This is a genomic window from Citrobacter sp. Cpo147 (genome assembly GCF_030332405.1).
In the GTDB taxonomy this organism is placed as follows: Bacteria; Pseudomonadota; Gammaproteobacteria; order Enterobacterales; family Enterobacteriaceae; genus Citrobacter; species Citrobacter portucalensis.
Map to the genome: position 1 here is coordinate 783,329 of NZ_JAOWHX010000030.1, position 13,941 is coordinate 797,269.

The 13,941-nt window shown below is 51.8% G+C and carries 12 protein-coding genes; 1 reads left to right on the forward strand and 11 read right to left on the reverse strand.

What is annotated here, in order from left to right:
- The first annotated feature begins 121 nt into the window (after positions 1–121).
- Positions 122–886 (forward strand): envelope biogenesis factor ElyC, encoded by a 765-nt coding sequence (gene elyC / locus OGY06_RS06425; protein ID WP_063940617.1) that lies wholly within the window; start codon positions 122–124, stop codon positions 884–886.
- A gap of 93 nt (positions 887–979) precedes the next feature.
- Here the strand turns inward: elyC and OGY06_RS06430 are convergent, their stop codons facing one another.
- The 11 genes from OGY06_RS06430 to aroA all read right to left on the reverse strand — a co-directional run bounded on the left by OGY06_RS06430 (position 980) and on the right by aroA (position 13,889).
- A complete protein-coding gene (locus OGY06_RS06430; RefSeq protein WP_003831934.1) occupies positions 980–1,873 on the reverse strand; it encodes a YcbJ family phosphotransferase in 894 nt (297 codons plus the stop codon).
- 165 nt (positions 1,874–2,038) lie between these two features.
- On the reverse strand, positions 2,039–2,785 hold the full coding sequence (gene kdsB, locus OGY06_RS06435) for a 3-deoxy-manno-octulosonate cytidylyltransferase (protein WP_003831932.1): 747 nt from the start codon (positions 2,783–2,785) through the stop codon (positions 2,039–2,041).
- Positions 2,782–2,964, reverse strand: coding sequence for a protein YcaR (gene ycaR / locus OGY06_RS06440; RefSeq protein ID WP_003035793.1), 183 nt, complete (start codon positions 2,962–2,964; stop codon positions 2,782–2,784). Before ycaR ends, kdsB begins: the two co-directional genes overlap by 4 nt.
- Positions 2,965–3,015: 51 nt before the next feature.
- Positions 3,016–4,248: a winged helix-turn-helix domain-containing protein gene (locus OGY06_RS06445; RefSeq protein ID WP_063940618.1), complete on the reverse strand. Its 1,233-nt coding sequence runs from the start codon at positions 4,246–4,248 to the stop codon at positions 3,016–3,018.
- Positions 4,249–4,289: 41 nt separating this feature from the next.
- Positions 4,290–5,267, reverse strand: coding sequence for a tetraacyldisaccharide 4'-kinase (lpxK, locus tag OGY06_RS06450; RefSeq protein ID WP_063940619.1), 978 nt, complete (start codon positions 5,265–5,267; stop codon positions 4,290–4,292).
- Positions 5,264–7,012, reverse strand: coding sequence for a lipid A ABC transporter ATP-binding protein/permease MsbA (gene msbA, locus OGY06_RS06455; RefSeq protein ID WP_003831926.1), 1,749 nt, complete (start codon positions 7,010–7,012; stop codon positions 5,264–5,266). The genes lpxK and msbA overlap by 4 nt, the downstream gene beginning before the upstream one ends.
- Positions 7,013–7,048: 36 nt before the next feature.
- On the reverse strand, positions 7,049–9,313 hold the full coding sequence (locus OGY06_RS06460; RefSeq protein ID WP_286604974.1) for a ComEC family protein: 2,265 nt from the start codon (positions 9,311–9,313) through the stop codon (positions 7,049–7,051).
- 206 nt (positions 9,314–9,519) lie between these two features.
- The gene (gene ihfB / locus OGY06_RS06465) at positions 9,520–9,804 is read right to left on the reverse strand and encodes an integration host factor subunit beta (protein WP_003035780.1); all 285 of its coding nucleotides are present in this window, start codon (positions 9,802–9,804) and stop codon (positions 9,520–9,522) included.
- 159 nt (positions 9,805–9,963) lie between these two features.
- Positions 9,964–11,637, reverse strand: coding sequence for a 30S ribosomal protein S1 (gene rpsA / locus OGY06_RS06470; RefSeq protein ID WP_003035776.1), 1,674 nt, complete (start codon positions 11,635–11,637; stop codon positions 9,964–9,966).
- A gap of 113 nt (positions 11,638–11,750) precedes the next feature.
- Entirely contained in the window at positions 11,751–12,434 is a 684-nt protein-coding gene (gene cmk / locus OGY06_RS06475; protein WP_003831921.1) for a (d)CMP kinase, read from the reverse strand.
- Between the two features lie 171 nt (positions 12,435–12,605).
- Positions 12,606–13,889 (reverse strand): 3-phosphoshikimate 1-carboxyvinyltransferase, encoded by a 1,284-nt coding sequence (gene aroA, locus OGY06_RS06480; protein WP_003831919.1) that lies wholly within the window; start codon positions 13,887–13,889, stop codon positions 12,606–12,608.
- Between the last annotated feature and the right edge of the window lie 52 nt (positions 13,890–13,941).

Here is a 13,941-nt window from a genome sequence, read left to right on the forward strand (position 1 = left end):
GCTGGCTTTAGGGTGACTAAGTAAAACCGCTATTTTGTCACACCCACGCCGAGAATGAACCTTCCTGGTGTAATATCCCTGCTGATCCCCTGCTGTATGGTTAAAAAAGGAACCAAAAAGGATGCTTTTTACGCTGAAGAAAGTGATTGGCGGTATGATGCTGCCACTTCCGCTAATGCTCATTATCATGGGTATAGGCCTGGCGCTGCTCTGGTTTAGCCGCTTTCAAAAAACAGGGAAAATGTGCATTAGCCTGAGTTGGCTGGCACTGTTACTTCTAAGCTTGCAGCCCGTCGCCGACAGTCTGCTGAAACCGATTGAGGATAGCTATCCAACCTGGCAGGATACACAAAAAGTGGAATACATTGTGGTGCTGGGCGGAGGGTATACCTGGAATCCTCAGTGGGCGCCAAGTTCAAACCTGATCAGCAACAGTCTTCCGCGTCTGAATGAAGGTATTCGCCTTTGGCGTGCTAACCCGGGATCGAAGCTTATCTTTACCGGTGCTGCGGCAAAGAGCAATAACGTCAGTACTGCAGAAGCGGGCGCCCGCGTAGCGCAGTCACTGGGTGTGCCGCCCGGTGATATCATCACGCTGGATAAACCCAAAGACACCGAAGAAGAAGCCGCAGCGGTGAAGCAGGCCATCGGCAGCGCGCCGTTCCTGCTGGTGACCTCCGCATCGCACTTACCACGAGCAATGATTTTCTTCCAACAGGCCGGACTACATCCGTTGCCCGCACCAGCCAACCAGTTAGCGATTGACTCACCGCTTAATCCGTGGGAGCGCGCGATCCCCTCTCCCGTCTGGTTGATGCATAGCGATCGTGTTGGTTACGAAACGTTGGGGCGAATCTGGCAGTGGCTAAAGGGATCGGAACATTGACAGTAATGTTGCCTGATGGCGACACTAACGCGTCTTATCAGGCCTACGTGTTCAGCGCAGAATTGTAGGCCGGATAAGGCGTTCACATGTTCATCAGGCGAGCCACGGCAGCAGTGATTTCGTGGCCAGGTCAAAGTTAGATCGATTAAAACGTCCGGTGTTGACCAGTTGCGCCACCTCATCCCATAACACATACAGCCAGCGCCGCCAGATGAAGGACTCAGCCACTGGCGCGCGTTGCAGGTATTGCCAAAGCAGGCTTTCCGCCAGCGCGTTATCCATTAAACGGAACAATTCATACTCTCTGGGTGCCCACAGCATCAAACCCGGTCCGACCATCGCCAGAAGCTGATCGCTACGGGCGTCTTTGAGCATGCTACGTAAACTAAAATTACCGTGGATTAGCACGCAGTTATCATTGAATCCTTCAAATAAAGCGGGCAAACACTCACGGGTGCGAAACAGGATCCGCTTATCCTGCATCGTCAGCCCGGTATTGTTGAACTGATTTAACGTGGTCCACAACACTTCAACACGTTGGCGATACCAGGATGGCCAGATATTCTCTTGCGTGTTATCCACCATTCCCACACAGCCACGGCTATCCTGTCGATGCCATGACAGCAGACCTTCTACGATCTGATCTTTTAAATGTTCCCAGCGTTCGGGCGTTCGGGCTGGCGCTTCCACCGGCACGCCACGTAAACGCTCAAGCAGTAACACATCAGGACCGGGATGCTCTTCGTGGGTTAAGACCCCGTAAATGACGGGCATACGCACCGTACCGCTGCGCGCCAACATGGAGGTTTTCCAGGCCAGCTGCTGCGCCATACCTGGCGTGGTGAAACTTCTCGCCATCAGCGGCATCGGATTTCCCTGGCTGTCGTACAGTGACCACAGGGCCGTATCCACTTTTTCATTCACGCATTCTATGCGACTGAGTTTTTCGCCCAGCAGGTGGCTGAGTTCGGCACGCAACTGTTCCATTTCAGATTGCCCTCATAAATGCTACTGCTTTCATAATGAGCGTCGTGCAGACAGATGTCACCCGGATGAGATCAATTGATGAAAAGAAAAGTGGAGGGAAAGCGCAACGATACGACACTCCTCCCAAAAATACGCCTCAATATGGGAGGAGTGCCGTGAGAAAAACTAATGCATTTCGGCGCGAACGCGCTCAAGATCTTCGGCAGTGTCTACGCCGGTACCCGGGACTTCTTTTGCGACGGCAACGTGAATTTTTTCGCCGTACCACAGCACTCGCAGCTGCTCCAGCATTTCGATATGCTCAAGCGGGCTTGGCTGCCAGTTAACATAGCGGCGAATAAAACCAGCGCGATAGCCGTAAATGCCCAGATGGCGCAGGAAGGTGTCTCCCACCGTTTCCAGACTTTTGGCGAAACGATCGCGATCCCATGGGATGGTCGCGCGTGAAAAATAGAGAGCATATCCTTCTGCGTCCAACACGACTTTTACCGCATTCGGATTAAATGCCTCTTCGGCACTGTGAATCGGAGCCGCAAGAGTCGCCATACCGACCTGACGTTGCGCCAGATTCTCAGCCACCTGGCGAATAATGACCGCCGGAATCATCGGCTCATCACCCTGTACGTTCACAATAACGGTATCATCGCTAAAACCACATTTCTCGACGACTTCCGCCAGGCGCTCCGTACCAGACTGGTGATCGGCGCGAGTCATGCACACTTCGCCACCCACCGCTTCTACCGCGCGAGCGACATCCTCGTGATCGGTGGCAACGATGATACGTTCAGCGCCAGATTCACGCGCACGCTCCAGTACATGCACGATCATCGGCTTGCCGTTGATATCCAACAGCGGCTTACCCGGCAGACGTGTGGACGCATAACGCGCAGGAATAATGACCACAAAACTCATGATTTACTCTCATCAGCAGTCAGAACACGGGCTTCGGTTTCCAGTAACACGGGAATGCCATCACGCAGTGGGAAAGCAAGGTTATCCAGTTTACAAATCAGTTCCTGTTTTTCCTGGTTAAACCAGAGTTTGCCATTGCATACCGGGCAGGCAATGATTTCAAGCAGACGATGATCCATAGTTCCTCCAGATGGACCGGATTGTGAATCCGTAAATATTAACATAATCGCTTAAAGGGCTGGGTCTATTTCCCAACCATGGCGTGCATCAGCAAATAAACCTTCAGGATAACGTCCCAGCGTCACGCGTGTTGCCTGTTGCCAGCGGGCAAAATCGTCAATCGCCTGAAACAATCCTTTTTGCAACGTTACTCCAGGCTTAACCCCATCCTGTAACCACAGCGAAATAACGTCCAGCACACCCGTTTTACGGTGCATTTTGGCATCCATCCTCCCAACCAACTGTCCACGATGCAGCAACGGCAAGACAAAATAACCATACTGACGTTTCGGTGCTGGCGTATAACACTCCAGCCGGTAGCTAAAATCGAATAGCTGCTCTGCCCGTTTACGATCCCAGACCACCGGATCAAAAGGTGATAATACTGCACTGTGGGTCGCCGTTAATTTGCCTGCCAGCGCCTGTTCAAGCAGCGGCTGAAGGTGGCTATGCAGCCACAAGGCTCCTAGCCCCTCAACGTCGACAGGAATAATCTGCCGCTGTTCCGCCCGTTCGTTGCACCAGTTTTTTAGCGCCGGGCGCTTCAGGCGGTAGTAGTCTGCCAGCCACTGTTCGCGAAAAATCCCCAGGCTACGGGCGCTGTTATCCAGCATGGCGCTTTCAGCATCTTCCTGCGAAAGCAGGTCGCGTTCATCATCCCAGTGCGGCATGACGCGATGGGTTAGATCATACACTCGCTGGAAATTACGCCGTTCAACGACCATCACTTTCCCGGCAGTGAACAACCCTTCAAGATGACGCTTCTGCGGTTTCCATTCCCACCAGCCGCTGGTCCCTTTGCGTGGATGCTCAAAATCAGCTGAGCGTACCGGCCCATTATGCTGGATGTGCTGGAGCAGTTGCTCAATCTCATGCGCATGTTCTTTCATCCACGCCACTTTATATTTCCAGCCCATATTCTCCGGGGCCAGCATGCGGTGACGTATCAGCATAAAATCGCTGCGCGGCAAAAAACAGGCCTCGTGCGCCCAGTATTCCATCAGTTCGCCCTGCTGTAACGAGTCGTCCAGCCATTGGGGGGAATAATCGCCTAAACGACTAAACAGCACCAGGTAAGGACTGCGCGCCACAATATTGATGGTGTCGATTTGCAGTAACGACATGCGCGAAATGGTCGCGAGAATATCTGCCGGGGTTGCCCGGCGGCGTGTTTTTTTCAGCAGACCTTGAGCAGCAAGGTGAAGATGACGGGCATCCATCAGAGAAAGGCGCGGCAACGACATTTATGGCCTCATAAATGATTCGCTGCCGCAGCGTGAATCAGTTAGCGAGTCAGCGAGATTAAGCTATTCAGCAATACATCAGGCCGATCGCCTGACAAATGTGCATCAACAGGTAAATACCACCAGTTTTCATCGGCAAATGCCCGGCACTTAACCGCATCTTTTTCCGTCATTACCAGCGTTTGCCCGGCGTCTACAAACGCACTGACGTCACTGTAGGTCAGAGACTGATGGTCTGCCAGCGCTATAGTTTTTTGCACGCTGGCACCACATGCTTTCAGCGTGGCAAAAAAACGCGGTGGATGACCAATGCCCGCCATGGCGACAATATTGGACAATTGCGCCACATCACGGCGTTCACCGGTACGTAAATTAACGGCCAGCCCCGGTTCAAGTCGCATAGGGATTTCCCCTGGCTGCGCAACGCCACCGTTAACAATAGTCGCATCCACCGATTTAAGGCGACCTGCACGTTCCCGCATTGGACCAGCGGGAAGCCACCAACCGTTGCCAAACCGACGTTCGCCGTCAATGACCACGATTTCAACATCTCGCGCCAGACGATAGTGCTGTAGTCCATCGTCCGTCACAATAATCTGCACATCGTGTTGGGCCAAAATGGCTTTTACCGCATCCGATCTTACCGGGGATACCGCTACCGGCACGCCGGTACGTTGGGCGATCAGCACAGGTTCATCGCCCGCTTCTGCGGTAGTAGTATCAGCGGTTAGCAACAGCGGGTAAGCAGTCGCTTTCCCGCCATAACCACGCGACACCACACCCACGCGGATCCCGCGTTGTCGCAGTTGTTCAACCAACCAAATCACCACCGGCGTTTTACCGTTTCCGCCCGCGGTAAGGTTTCCGACCACCACAACCGGGACTGGCGCGCGCCATGCGCGTTTAAGCCCCAACTTGTAGCATAAGCGGATCGAGCCACTCACCAGGCCATACAGCCAGGAGAGTGGAAGTAACAATCGCCACAGCGGTGATTCACCAGACCAGATACGTGCGATCATTGACCAAATTGCATTTTGTGTAATTGTGCATACACCCCGCGCTGCTCAATCAGCTCGCTATGGGTCCCGCGTTCGACAATCAGACCATCCTCCACCACGATGATTTCGTCGGCTTGTTCAATGGTTGAAAGACGGTGAGCAATGACCAGAGAAGTACGGTTTTTCTGTAGCTCATCCAGCGCAGACTGAATCGCGCGTTCAGATTCAGTATCAAGAGCCGATGTTGCTTCATCAAGGATCAGTATTGGGCTGTCACGCAACAAGGCACGGGCAATAGCGATACGCTGACGTTGTCCGCCGGAAAGCAGGACGCCGTTTTCACCAATCACCGTATCCAGGCCATTGTCCATCTTGTTGATGAAATCCATAGCGTAGGCCATCTGTGCCGCTTTTTCGATCTGCTCACGGCTGTACATATCGGTACGCGCGTAGGCGATATTGTTGGCAACCGTATCGTTAAACAAGTGCACATTCTGCGAAACCAACGCAACCTGATCGCGCAGTGATGCCAGGGTATATTCGCGCAGATCGTGTCCGTCCATCAGAATCTGCCCTTCATCAACATCGTAGAATCGCGTAATCAGGCTGGCGAGAGTGGATTTCCCTGAGCCCGAACGGCCAACCAGAGCAACGGTTTTACCCGCTGGAATATTCAGGTTGATGTTACGCAGAGCCGGTACTTCACGTCCCGGATAAGTGAAAGTCACGTTGCGGAACTCGAGATCGCCGGTAGCACGATCGATCACACGTTTACCTTCATCTTTCTCCTGTTCGCTATCCAGAATCGTAAATAAGGTCTGGCATGCCGCCATACCGCGCTGGAACTGCGCGTTGACGTTGGTCAGAGATTTCAACGGACGCATTAATGCGATCATTGAGGAGAAGACAACCGTAATTGTACCTGCTGTCAGGTTTTCCATTACGCTTGGGAAGCTGGCCGCATACAACACGAAAGCCAGTGCCAAAGACGCAATCAGCTGGATGATAGGGTCGGAGATAGAAGAAGCAGAAACCATCTTCATGCCCTGCAAACGCATCTTGTTGCTGACATTATCAAAGCGCTTGGTTTCAACTTCCTGACCACCAAAAATCAGAACTTCTTTATGGCCTTTCAGCATCTGCTCCGCACTGGTCGTAACCTGCCCCATGGTGTTTTGCATGTTTTTACTGATGCTACGAAAGCGCTTGGAAACCACACGGATTGCCACTGACACAATTGGTGCCAGTACAATCAGGATCAGCGACAGCTGCCAGCTGTAATAGAACATCATGATAAACAGGCCAATGATTGAGGCCCCTTCACGTACCACGGTGATCAGCGCGCCGGAAGACGATGATGCAACCTGTTCTGAATCATAGGTAATACGTGATAACAATGTCCCTGTAGACTGTTTATCAAAAAAGGAGACGGGCATGCCCATCATATGGCCAAACAGGCGGCGGCGCATGGTCATGACCACTTTGCCTGACACCCATGAGATACAGTAGCTGGAGACATAGCTGGTTAAGCCACGAACTATCATCAGCCCAATGACCACCAGCGGCATCCACAGCAGCACCGAGCGATCCGTTTTACCAAAACCATCATCCAGTAATGGTTTAAGGAGCGATAACATGAAGGTATCGCTGGCCGCGTTAAGGACTAACGCTATACCCGCCACGATCAGACCCGATTTAAAAGGCGCTATGGTTGGCCATAGTCGGCGAAACGTCTGCCACGTAGAGAGATCTTTATCGTTATGCATTCAAAAAACCAGCATTTGTTAGAATAGCCGCATATTCTACCCGTTATCCTCCGACACGCCAAACCACTGATGATACCAACGAGGTAAAATCTGATCCCGCATGCTGCGTATGCGCCAGTTTTTTTGATAAAAATCCAGCGTAATCTGTCCCTGATGGGGGGTATCCAGCCATTGATAATTTTGTTGCCGATAACGTTGCTTCACTTTCCAGGACGGCAGACGCCAGGCGTTGTAACGGGATGCAGAGGCGAGTGCGACCTGCCCGTCAACCCGCTGAATGAGTGCCAGTGATGATGAAGTATTGCTGCCATGATGTGGAACCTGCATCACCGTCGACTGAAGGTGCTGCCAATAGTGACTTAGCATTTTTTGTTCAGCAGGAGATTCGATATCGCCGGTCAGCAGAATACTCTGATATCCGTCATCGACCTTAACCACACAGGAGTGGTTATTCCCCTGGTCTGTATTTCCACGCACAGGCCAGTGCGCACTGAAGGTTAACCCTTGCCATTGCCAATGCTCTCCGCGAAAACACGGGAGATGACCTTTCCAGCTCAGCGGACTTCTTACCCATAGCGACGGCCAGGCTTGTTGTAAGGAGTGCAACCCGCCGCGGTGATCCATGTGCTCATGGCTTAAAATAATTCCTTCTGGCTCCAGATTATGCCAACGCAACCAGGGAATAATCAGATGTTGTGCGCTATCGCCTTCAGGCCATGCCAGACCGGTATCGTAAAGCAGCGCTTTCCCATTTCGCGCGATCACCATCGCCAGCCCCTGCCCGACATCCAGCATATGCACTTGCCACACATCAGTACGCGGTGCACGCCAAAGCGGCCCACTCAGCAAAAGGAGCACAGAGAAACAGACCACCGGTAGCGTACGCAAGATATTTAGTCGCCATGCGATAATCATCATTCCGGGTAAAAATGCGAGCCATTGCCAGCGTGCATCAATATTGATCCACCCTTCAGGCAGACTTCTGAGCCCCCAAAATAGCAGCGCCAGAGAACGATCCGCCAGATACCACAGGCTTGATTCAACCATCACCGTCCCGGCTAAATGCATGATCATGCCTGCTAATATCAAGGGTACGGAAACAAACGTGACCAAAGGGACGGCAAACAAATTAGCCAGAAACGAGGTCAGACTAAAACCGTGAAACATTGCGATTTGCACGGGAAGAAGCAGAAGCGTAATACCCAATTGCAGATGAGCCAGCGCCAGAAATTGACGTCCAGCACGCGACAGCGGCCAGTCCGGGAGCGGTACCCATTGGTACCAGAACAGCAGTGCTGCAACGGCGGACGCAGACAACCATAGGCTTTGCGAAAGAACAGCAACAGGATCCACCACCACGATGGCTGCCAGACAGCAAATCCAGACCGACCATCCACTCCACTGCCTGCCGATAAGTCTCAGCGCCCCCCAGACTAGCAGCGCAACAACCGTTCGTAATGCCGGGGGTTGCAGCCCCGTCAGCCAGGCATAAAATGTGGCGCAGACAATTCCACCCACTAATGGCATCTGCCAGCAAATCCACCTTGTTGGCATAAAAAATTGTCCAGCACGTATCAATCCTGCGGTCAGTAATGCAGCAAACGCAATATGCAGCCCGGAGATAGCCATCAAATGAGCCGTGCCGGTATCACGCATAATTGTTTTCACCTCTTGTGACACAGACAAGCGCTCCCCCATTCCCAGACCCAGTATGACCTGCTGCCAGGGATAGTCGGTGAGTGCCGTTTTCAGCGAGGCGAGATACCGCGAACGCAAACTGCATTGTGGTGTGATTACCGAAGCCTGCAAGAATCGTCCCGTCAGCGGTTGATGCTGCGCCAATGCGTAACGCTGGCTATCAAATCCGCCTTCGTTTAATTGACCGTGTACAGCGCGGACTTTTAACGTCATCGCCCATGTCTGACCCGCACAAACATCACCGGGTAAATACTGCCCGTACAAGACGATTCCTTGCGCAGGAAAGATTCGTTTCCCCTGAAGGTGAGTGATCTGGCCGTAGTGCGTTGTCATATTGTCAGTTCCGGTTATCCGCACAATGGCTTGCTGGGTTTTCGCAGGCAGCGTATTACCTGCCCACATAGCCTCTTCCGCGGCCAGGATTCCCCAAAGAAAAAACAGCAGGGTTAGTCCGGCGGAACGCATATATTTGTAGGGGAGAAAACAGAGCAGACATGCCAGACAAAATACAATGCCGATACACAACATGCCTGGCAGCATGGGTAATAGCATGAGTGGGAGGATACCGAGTAATGCGCAGGTACTCACCGTTGTTATTTTCATCAATCACCTCCCTGTTACAGGGAGTGTGCAGTACTCTTCGACGGTTGTCTGGCATCAATTTATCGTTATACGACCTGAGTTCCGCAGACATTTAGTGATGGTTGTAACGTACAAATTAACTGGGATGAGGATTCCAGGATAGGTGGACAGAAATGAAAAAAGCACCCATTTGGGTGCTTTTCTCGGCGTTAAGTCTCGCTAAAAACTTAACCGTAAATATTGGCGCGATCGCGCAATTCTTTACCTGGTTTAAAGTGCGGAACGTATTTCCCTTCCAGATCCACTTTATCGCCGGTCTTCGGATTACGTCCGGTACGTGGTGCGCGGTAATGCAAAGAGAAGCTGCCGAAACCGCGGATTTCAATACGCTCGCCCTGCGCAAGAGTCGAGGCCATATGTTCCAGCATCTCTTTAACTGCATCTTCAACCGCTTTCGCGGGAATATGAGGTTGCTGGGTTGCAAGTCTTTCAATCAATTCTGACTTGGTCATGATTCCTCCGGTTCCTTAAAGGCATAATTAGCTGCTGCATTGATTAAGGGCGGCCGTAGCCGCCCTTTGTCATTGATTACAGGACGAATCCTGTAATCTGTCAAGCTACTCGTCACCCTTTGTGCCGTTAACAGCACAAAGGATTTAGAGCACTCGATATTACTCGCCTTTAGCTGCTTTGAAAGCTTCAGCCATTGCGTTGTTAGAGAAGTTAGCATCTTCCTGTTTGTTAACAGTTGCGATTGCATCTTTCTCATCAGCTTCGTCTTTAGCACGAACAGACAGGCTGATTGCACGGTTCTTACGATCAACGCCGGTGAATTTAGCTTCAACGTCGTCGCCTACGCTCAGAACCAGAGTTGCATCTTCAACGCGGTCACGTGAAGCTTCAGAAGCGCGCAGGTAACCTTCAACGCCGTCAGCCAGTTCTACGGTTGCGCCTTTAGCGTCAACTGCAGTAACTTTACCGTTTACGATTGCGCCTTTCTTGTTCAGTGCAACCCAGTTGTTGAACGGATCTTCTGCGAGCTGTTTAACGCCCAGAGAGATACGCTCACGCTCTGCGTCAACCTGCAGAACAACTGCTGCGATTTCGTCGCCTTTTTTGTATTCACGAACTGCTTCTTCGCCTGCAACGTTCCAGGAGATGTCAGACAGGTGAACCAGGCCGTCGATGCCGCCGTCCAGGCCGATGAAGATACCGAAGTCAGTGATAGACTTGATTTTACCTTCAACACGGTCACCCTTGTTGTGGGTTTCCGCGAACTGCTGCCATGGGTTGTTTTTGCACTGCTTCAGACCCAGGGAGATACGACGACGTTCTTCGTCGATATCCAGAACCATAACTTCCACTACATCGCCAACGTTAACAACTTTGGACGGGTGGATGTTTTTGTTGGTCCAATCCATTTCGGAAACGTGAACCAGGCCTTCAACGCCTTCTTCGATTTCAACGAAGCAGCCGTAGTCGGTCAGGTTGGTCACGCGACCAGTCAGTTTGGTACCTTCCGGATAACGCTTAGCGATAGCTACCCATGGATCTTCGCCCAGCTGTTTCAGGCCCAGAGATACACGAGTACGCTCGCGGTCGAACTTCAGCACTTTAACAGTGATTTCGTCGCCAACGTTTACGATTTCGCTCGGATGCTTAACGCGTTTCCATGCCATGTCGGTGATGTGCAGCAGGCCGTCAACGCCACCCAGATCAACGAATGCACCGTAGTCAGTGAGGTTCTTAACGATACCTTTAACTTCCATGCCTTCCTGCAGGTTTTCCAGCAGCTGATCGCGTTCTGCGCTGTTTTCGGATTCGATAACGGCACGACGGGAAACAACAACGTTGTTACGCTTCTGATCCAGCTTGATTACTTTGAATTCAAGCTCTTTGCCTTCCAGGTGCAGCGTGTCGCGGACCGGACGAACGTCTACCAGGGAACCCGGCAGGAACGCACGAATACCATTCAGCTCAACAGTGAAGCCACCCTTGACTTTGCCATTGATAACACCAGTAACGGTTGCAGCTTCTTCGTAAGCTTTTTCCAGCGTGATCCAAGCTTCGTGACGTTTAGCTTTTTCACGGGACAGCAGGGTTTCACCGAAGCCGTCTTCTACTGCATCCAGAGCAACGTCAACTTCGTCACCAACCTGGATTTCCAGCTCGCCCTGGGCGTTTTTGAACTGCTCTGCCGGAATGGCGGACTCAGATTTCAGACCAGCGTCAACCAGTACTACGTCTTTGTCGATAGCAACAACAACACCACGAACGATGGAACCCGGACGGGTTTCGATTTCTTTTAAGGATTCTTCAAACAGTTGAGCAAAAGATTCAGTCATGTTTAATCTTCAGGTTTCATATTTAACGTCCACCTGGCTCCATGCCGGATGGGGTTGTTTAACATACCCGCTGTCAATCCATTGCAACGGGGGTACTGCAAATTCGGTCGCACTTAAGCGAGAGCCAGTTTTTGGCGCGCGTATTGTAACGCTTTTTCAATCACTTGCTCAATGCTTAATCGGGTTGAATCCAAAACTAAAGCATCAGCAGCGGGAACCAGCGGCGCTACAGCACGATTACGATCGCGATAATCGCGTTCTTCGATCTCGGCCAAAAGGCGTTCAAAGTTAACACTAAAGCCCTTCTCCTGCAACTGTAGCATACGTCTATGCGCACGTTCTTGCGAGGAGGCGTCCAGAAAAATTTTCACCGGCGCATCCGGGAACACCACAGTGCCCATATCACGTCCATCAGCAATCAGACCTGGGGATTCGCGAAATGCGCGTTGACGACGTAATAACGCTTCACGCACGCGGGGAAACGCCGCAACCTGAGAGGCGGCATTCGCTACTTCCTGAGTACGTATTTCACCGCTGACATCTTCACCTTCAAGAATGACTTCCAGGTTGCCGTCTGTTGAGATAAAACGCACATCAAGGTGTGAGGCAAGCGGTACCAGAGCATCTTCAGATGTGACATCAACATGGTGATGTAACGCTGCGAGCGCCAGTACGCGGTAGATCGCGCCTGAATCTAACAGATGCCACTGCAATGCTTCCGCCATTGCCTTGCACAAGGTGCCTTTACCTGCACCACTTGGGCCATCAATGGTAATAACCGGGGCAATTGCCGTCATCTTTTTCTCCTTAAAAGGGCGTACATTAACGTGAACGCCGCGCATTATACGCGCCAACGCCAACGATCGTTATCTTTGTGTGAAAAATGCAGAATCATTGAAGCTGAGTGTAGAATAAATAGGCAATCGGAGATGTCAGAATGTGCCGCACCCGAAAGTGCGGCAATAAAATCAGGCAGATGTACTAATACGAGCAAGCTGTTCGAAATAATCCGGGAAGGTTTTGGCGGTACATTTTGGGTCAAGAATGGTCACCGGCGTGTCAGACAGCGCCACCAGCGAGAAACACATCGCCATGCGGTGATCGTTGTAGGTCGCGATGTCCGCAAATTGCAATGTTGCAGGCGGGGTGATGCGGATAAAGTCATGCCCCTCTTCCACTTCCGCGCCCACTTTGCGTAACTCCGTCGCCATCGCGAACAGACGATCGGTCTCTTTGACGCGCCAGTTGTAGATATTACGTAATGTCGTGGTGCCTTTAGCGAACAGCGCCGCCGTTGCAATGGTCATCGCCGCATCAGGAATATGGTTCATATCCATATCCACTGCGTTCAACTCGCCGTGAGTACAGGCAATAAAATCGTCTCCCCATGTAATGGTTGCACCCATTTTCTCCAGTACATCGGCAAAACGAATATCACCCTGCATGCTGTTGCGGCCAATCCCGGTAACTTTTACCGTACCGCCTTTAATAGCACCCGCCGCAAGGAAATAGGAAGCGGAAGAAGCATCACCTTCAACCAGGTATGCACCCGGTGACTGATACTGCTGCTGCCCCTTCACGACAAAGCGCTGGTAGTTTTGATTTTCAATTTCAACACCAAACGTTTTCATCAGGTTCAGTGTAATATCAATGTAAGGTTTGGATACCAGGTCACCTTTAATTGCGATCGTCGTATCCTGCGGCGCCAGCGGCGCAGTCATCAGCAACGCAGTGAGGAACTGGCTGGAAACGCTACCGTCTACCTCAACCTGGCCTCCGGTAAAGCCACCGCGCAGACGTAAAGGTGGATAGTTTTCCTGCTCCAGATAGTCAATTTTGGCTCCGCCCTGGCGCAGCGCATCAACCAGATGGCCAATCGGGCGCTCTTTCATGCGCGGTTCGCCCGTCAGCACGATGTCATTGCTGCCCAGACATAACGCTGCGGCCAGAGGGCGCATTGCGGTTCCGGCGTTACCAAGGAACAGCTCAACTGCACCTTCTGCGTGCAACACACCGCCATTGCCAACTATCTCGCAGCGGGTACGATCGGCAGAAAGGGTATAGCTAATCCCTAACGCATTCAGAGCATTGAGCATATGGCGAACATCATCGCTGTCCAGCAGATTGGTCAGGACAGTGGTGCCATTGGCTAATGCAGCCAGCAGCAAAGCGCGGTTAGAAACACTTTTGGATCCAGGCAGATTGATGGTGCCATCCACCCGCGCAATGGGTTGTAACGTCAGGGATTCCATGAAACTCGACTCTCAAAAACAGACATAAAAACCCCACAGACGAGCTGTGGGG

What these genes read in the sequence shown, in the direction of transcription:
- lpxK (WP_063940619.1), bottom strand. Translation starts at nt 5,267, where the DNA reads ATGATCGCACGTATCTGGTCTGGTGAATCACCGCTGTGGCGATTGTTA.
- rpsA (WP_003035776.1), bottom strand. Translation starts at nt 11,637, where the DNA reads ATGACTGAATCTTTTGCTCAACTGTTTGAAGAATCCTTAAAAGAAATC.
- kdsB (WP_003831932.1), bottom strand. Translation starts at nt 2,785, where the DNA reads ATGAGTTTTGTGGTCATTATTCCTGCGCGTTATGCGTCCACACGTCTG.
- ycaR (WP_003035793.1), bottom strand. Translation starts at nt 2,964, where the DNA reads ATGGATCATCGTCTGCTTGAAATCATTGCCTGCCCGGTATGCAATGGC.
- cmk (WP_003831921.1), bottom strand. Translation starts at nt 12,434, where the DNA reads ATGACGGCAATTGCCCCGGTTATTACCATTGATGGCCCAAGTGGTGCA.
- ihfB (WP_003035780.1), bottom strand. Translation starts at nt 9,804, where the DNA reads ATGACCAAGTCAGAATTGATTGAAAGACTTGCAACCCAGCAACCTCAT.
- OGY06_RS06460 (WP_286604974.1), bottom strand. Translation starts at nt 9,313, where the DNA reads ATGAAAATAACAACGGTGAGTACCTGCGCATTACTCGGTATCCTCCCA.
- msbA (WP_003831926.1), bottom strand. Translation starts at nt 7,012, where the DNA reads ATGCATAACGATAAAGATCTCTCTACGTGGCAGACGTTTCGCCGACTA.
- OGY06_RS06445 (WP_063940618.1), bottom strand. Translation starts at nt 4,248, where the DNA reads ATGTCGTTGCCGCGCCTTTCTCTGATGGATGCCCGTCATCTTCACCTT.
- aroA (WP_003831919.1), bottom strand. Translation starts at nt 13,889, where the DNA reads ATGGAATCCCTGACGTTACAACCCATTGCGCGGGTGGATGGCACCATC.
- elyC (WP_063940617.1), top strand. Translation starts at nt 122, where the DNA reads ATGCTTTTTACGCTGAAGAAAGTGATTGGCGGTATGATGCTGCCACTT.
- OGY06_RS06430 (WP_003831934.1), bottom strand. Translation starts at nt 1,873, where the DNA reads ATGGAACAGTTGCGTGCCGAACTCAGCCACCTGCTGGGCGAAAAACTC.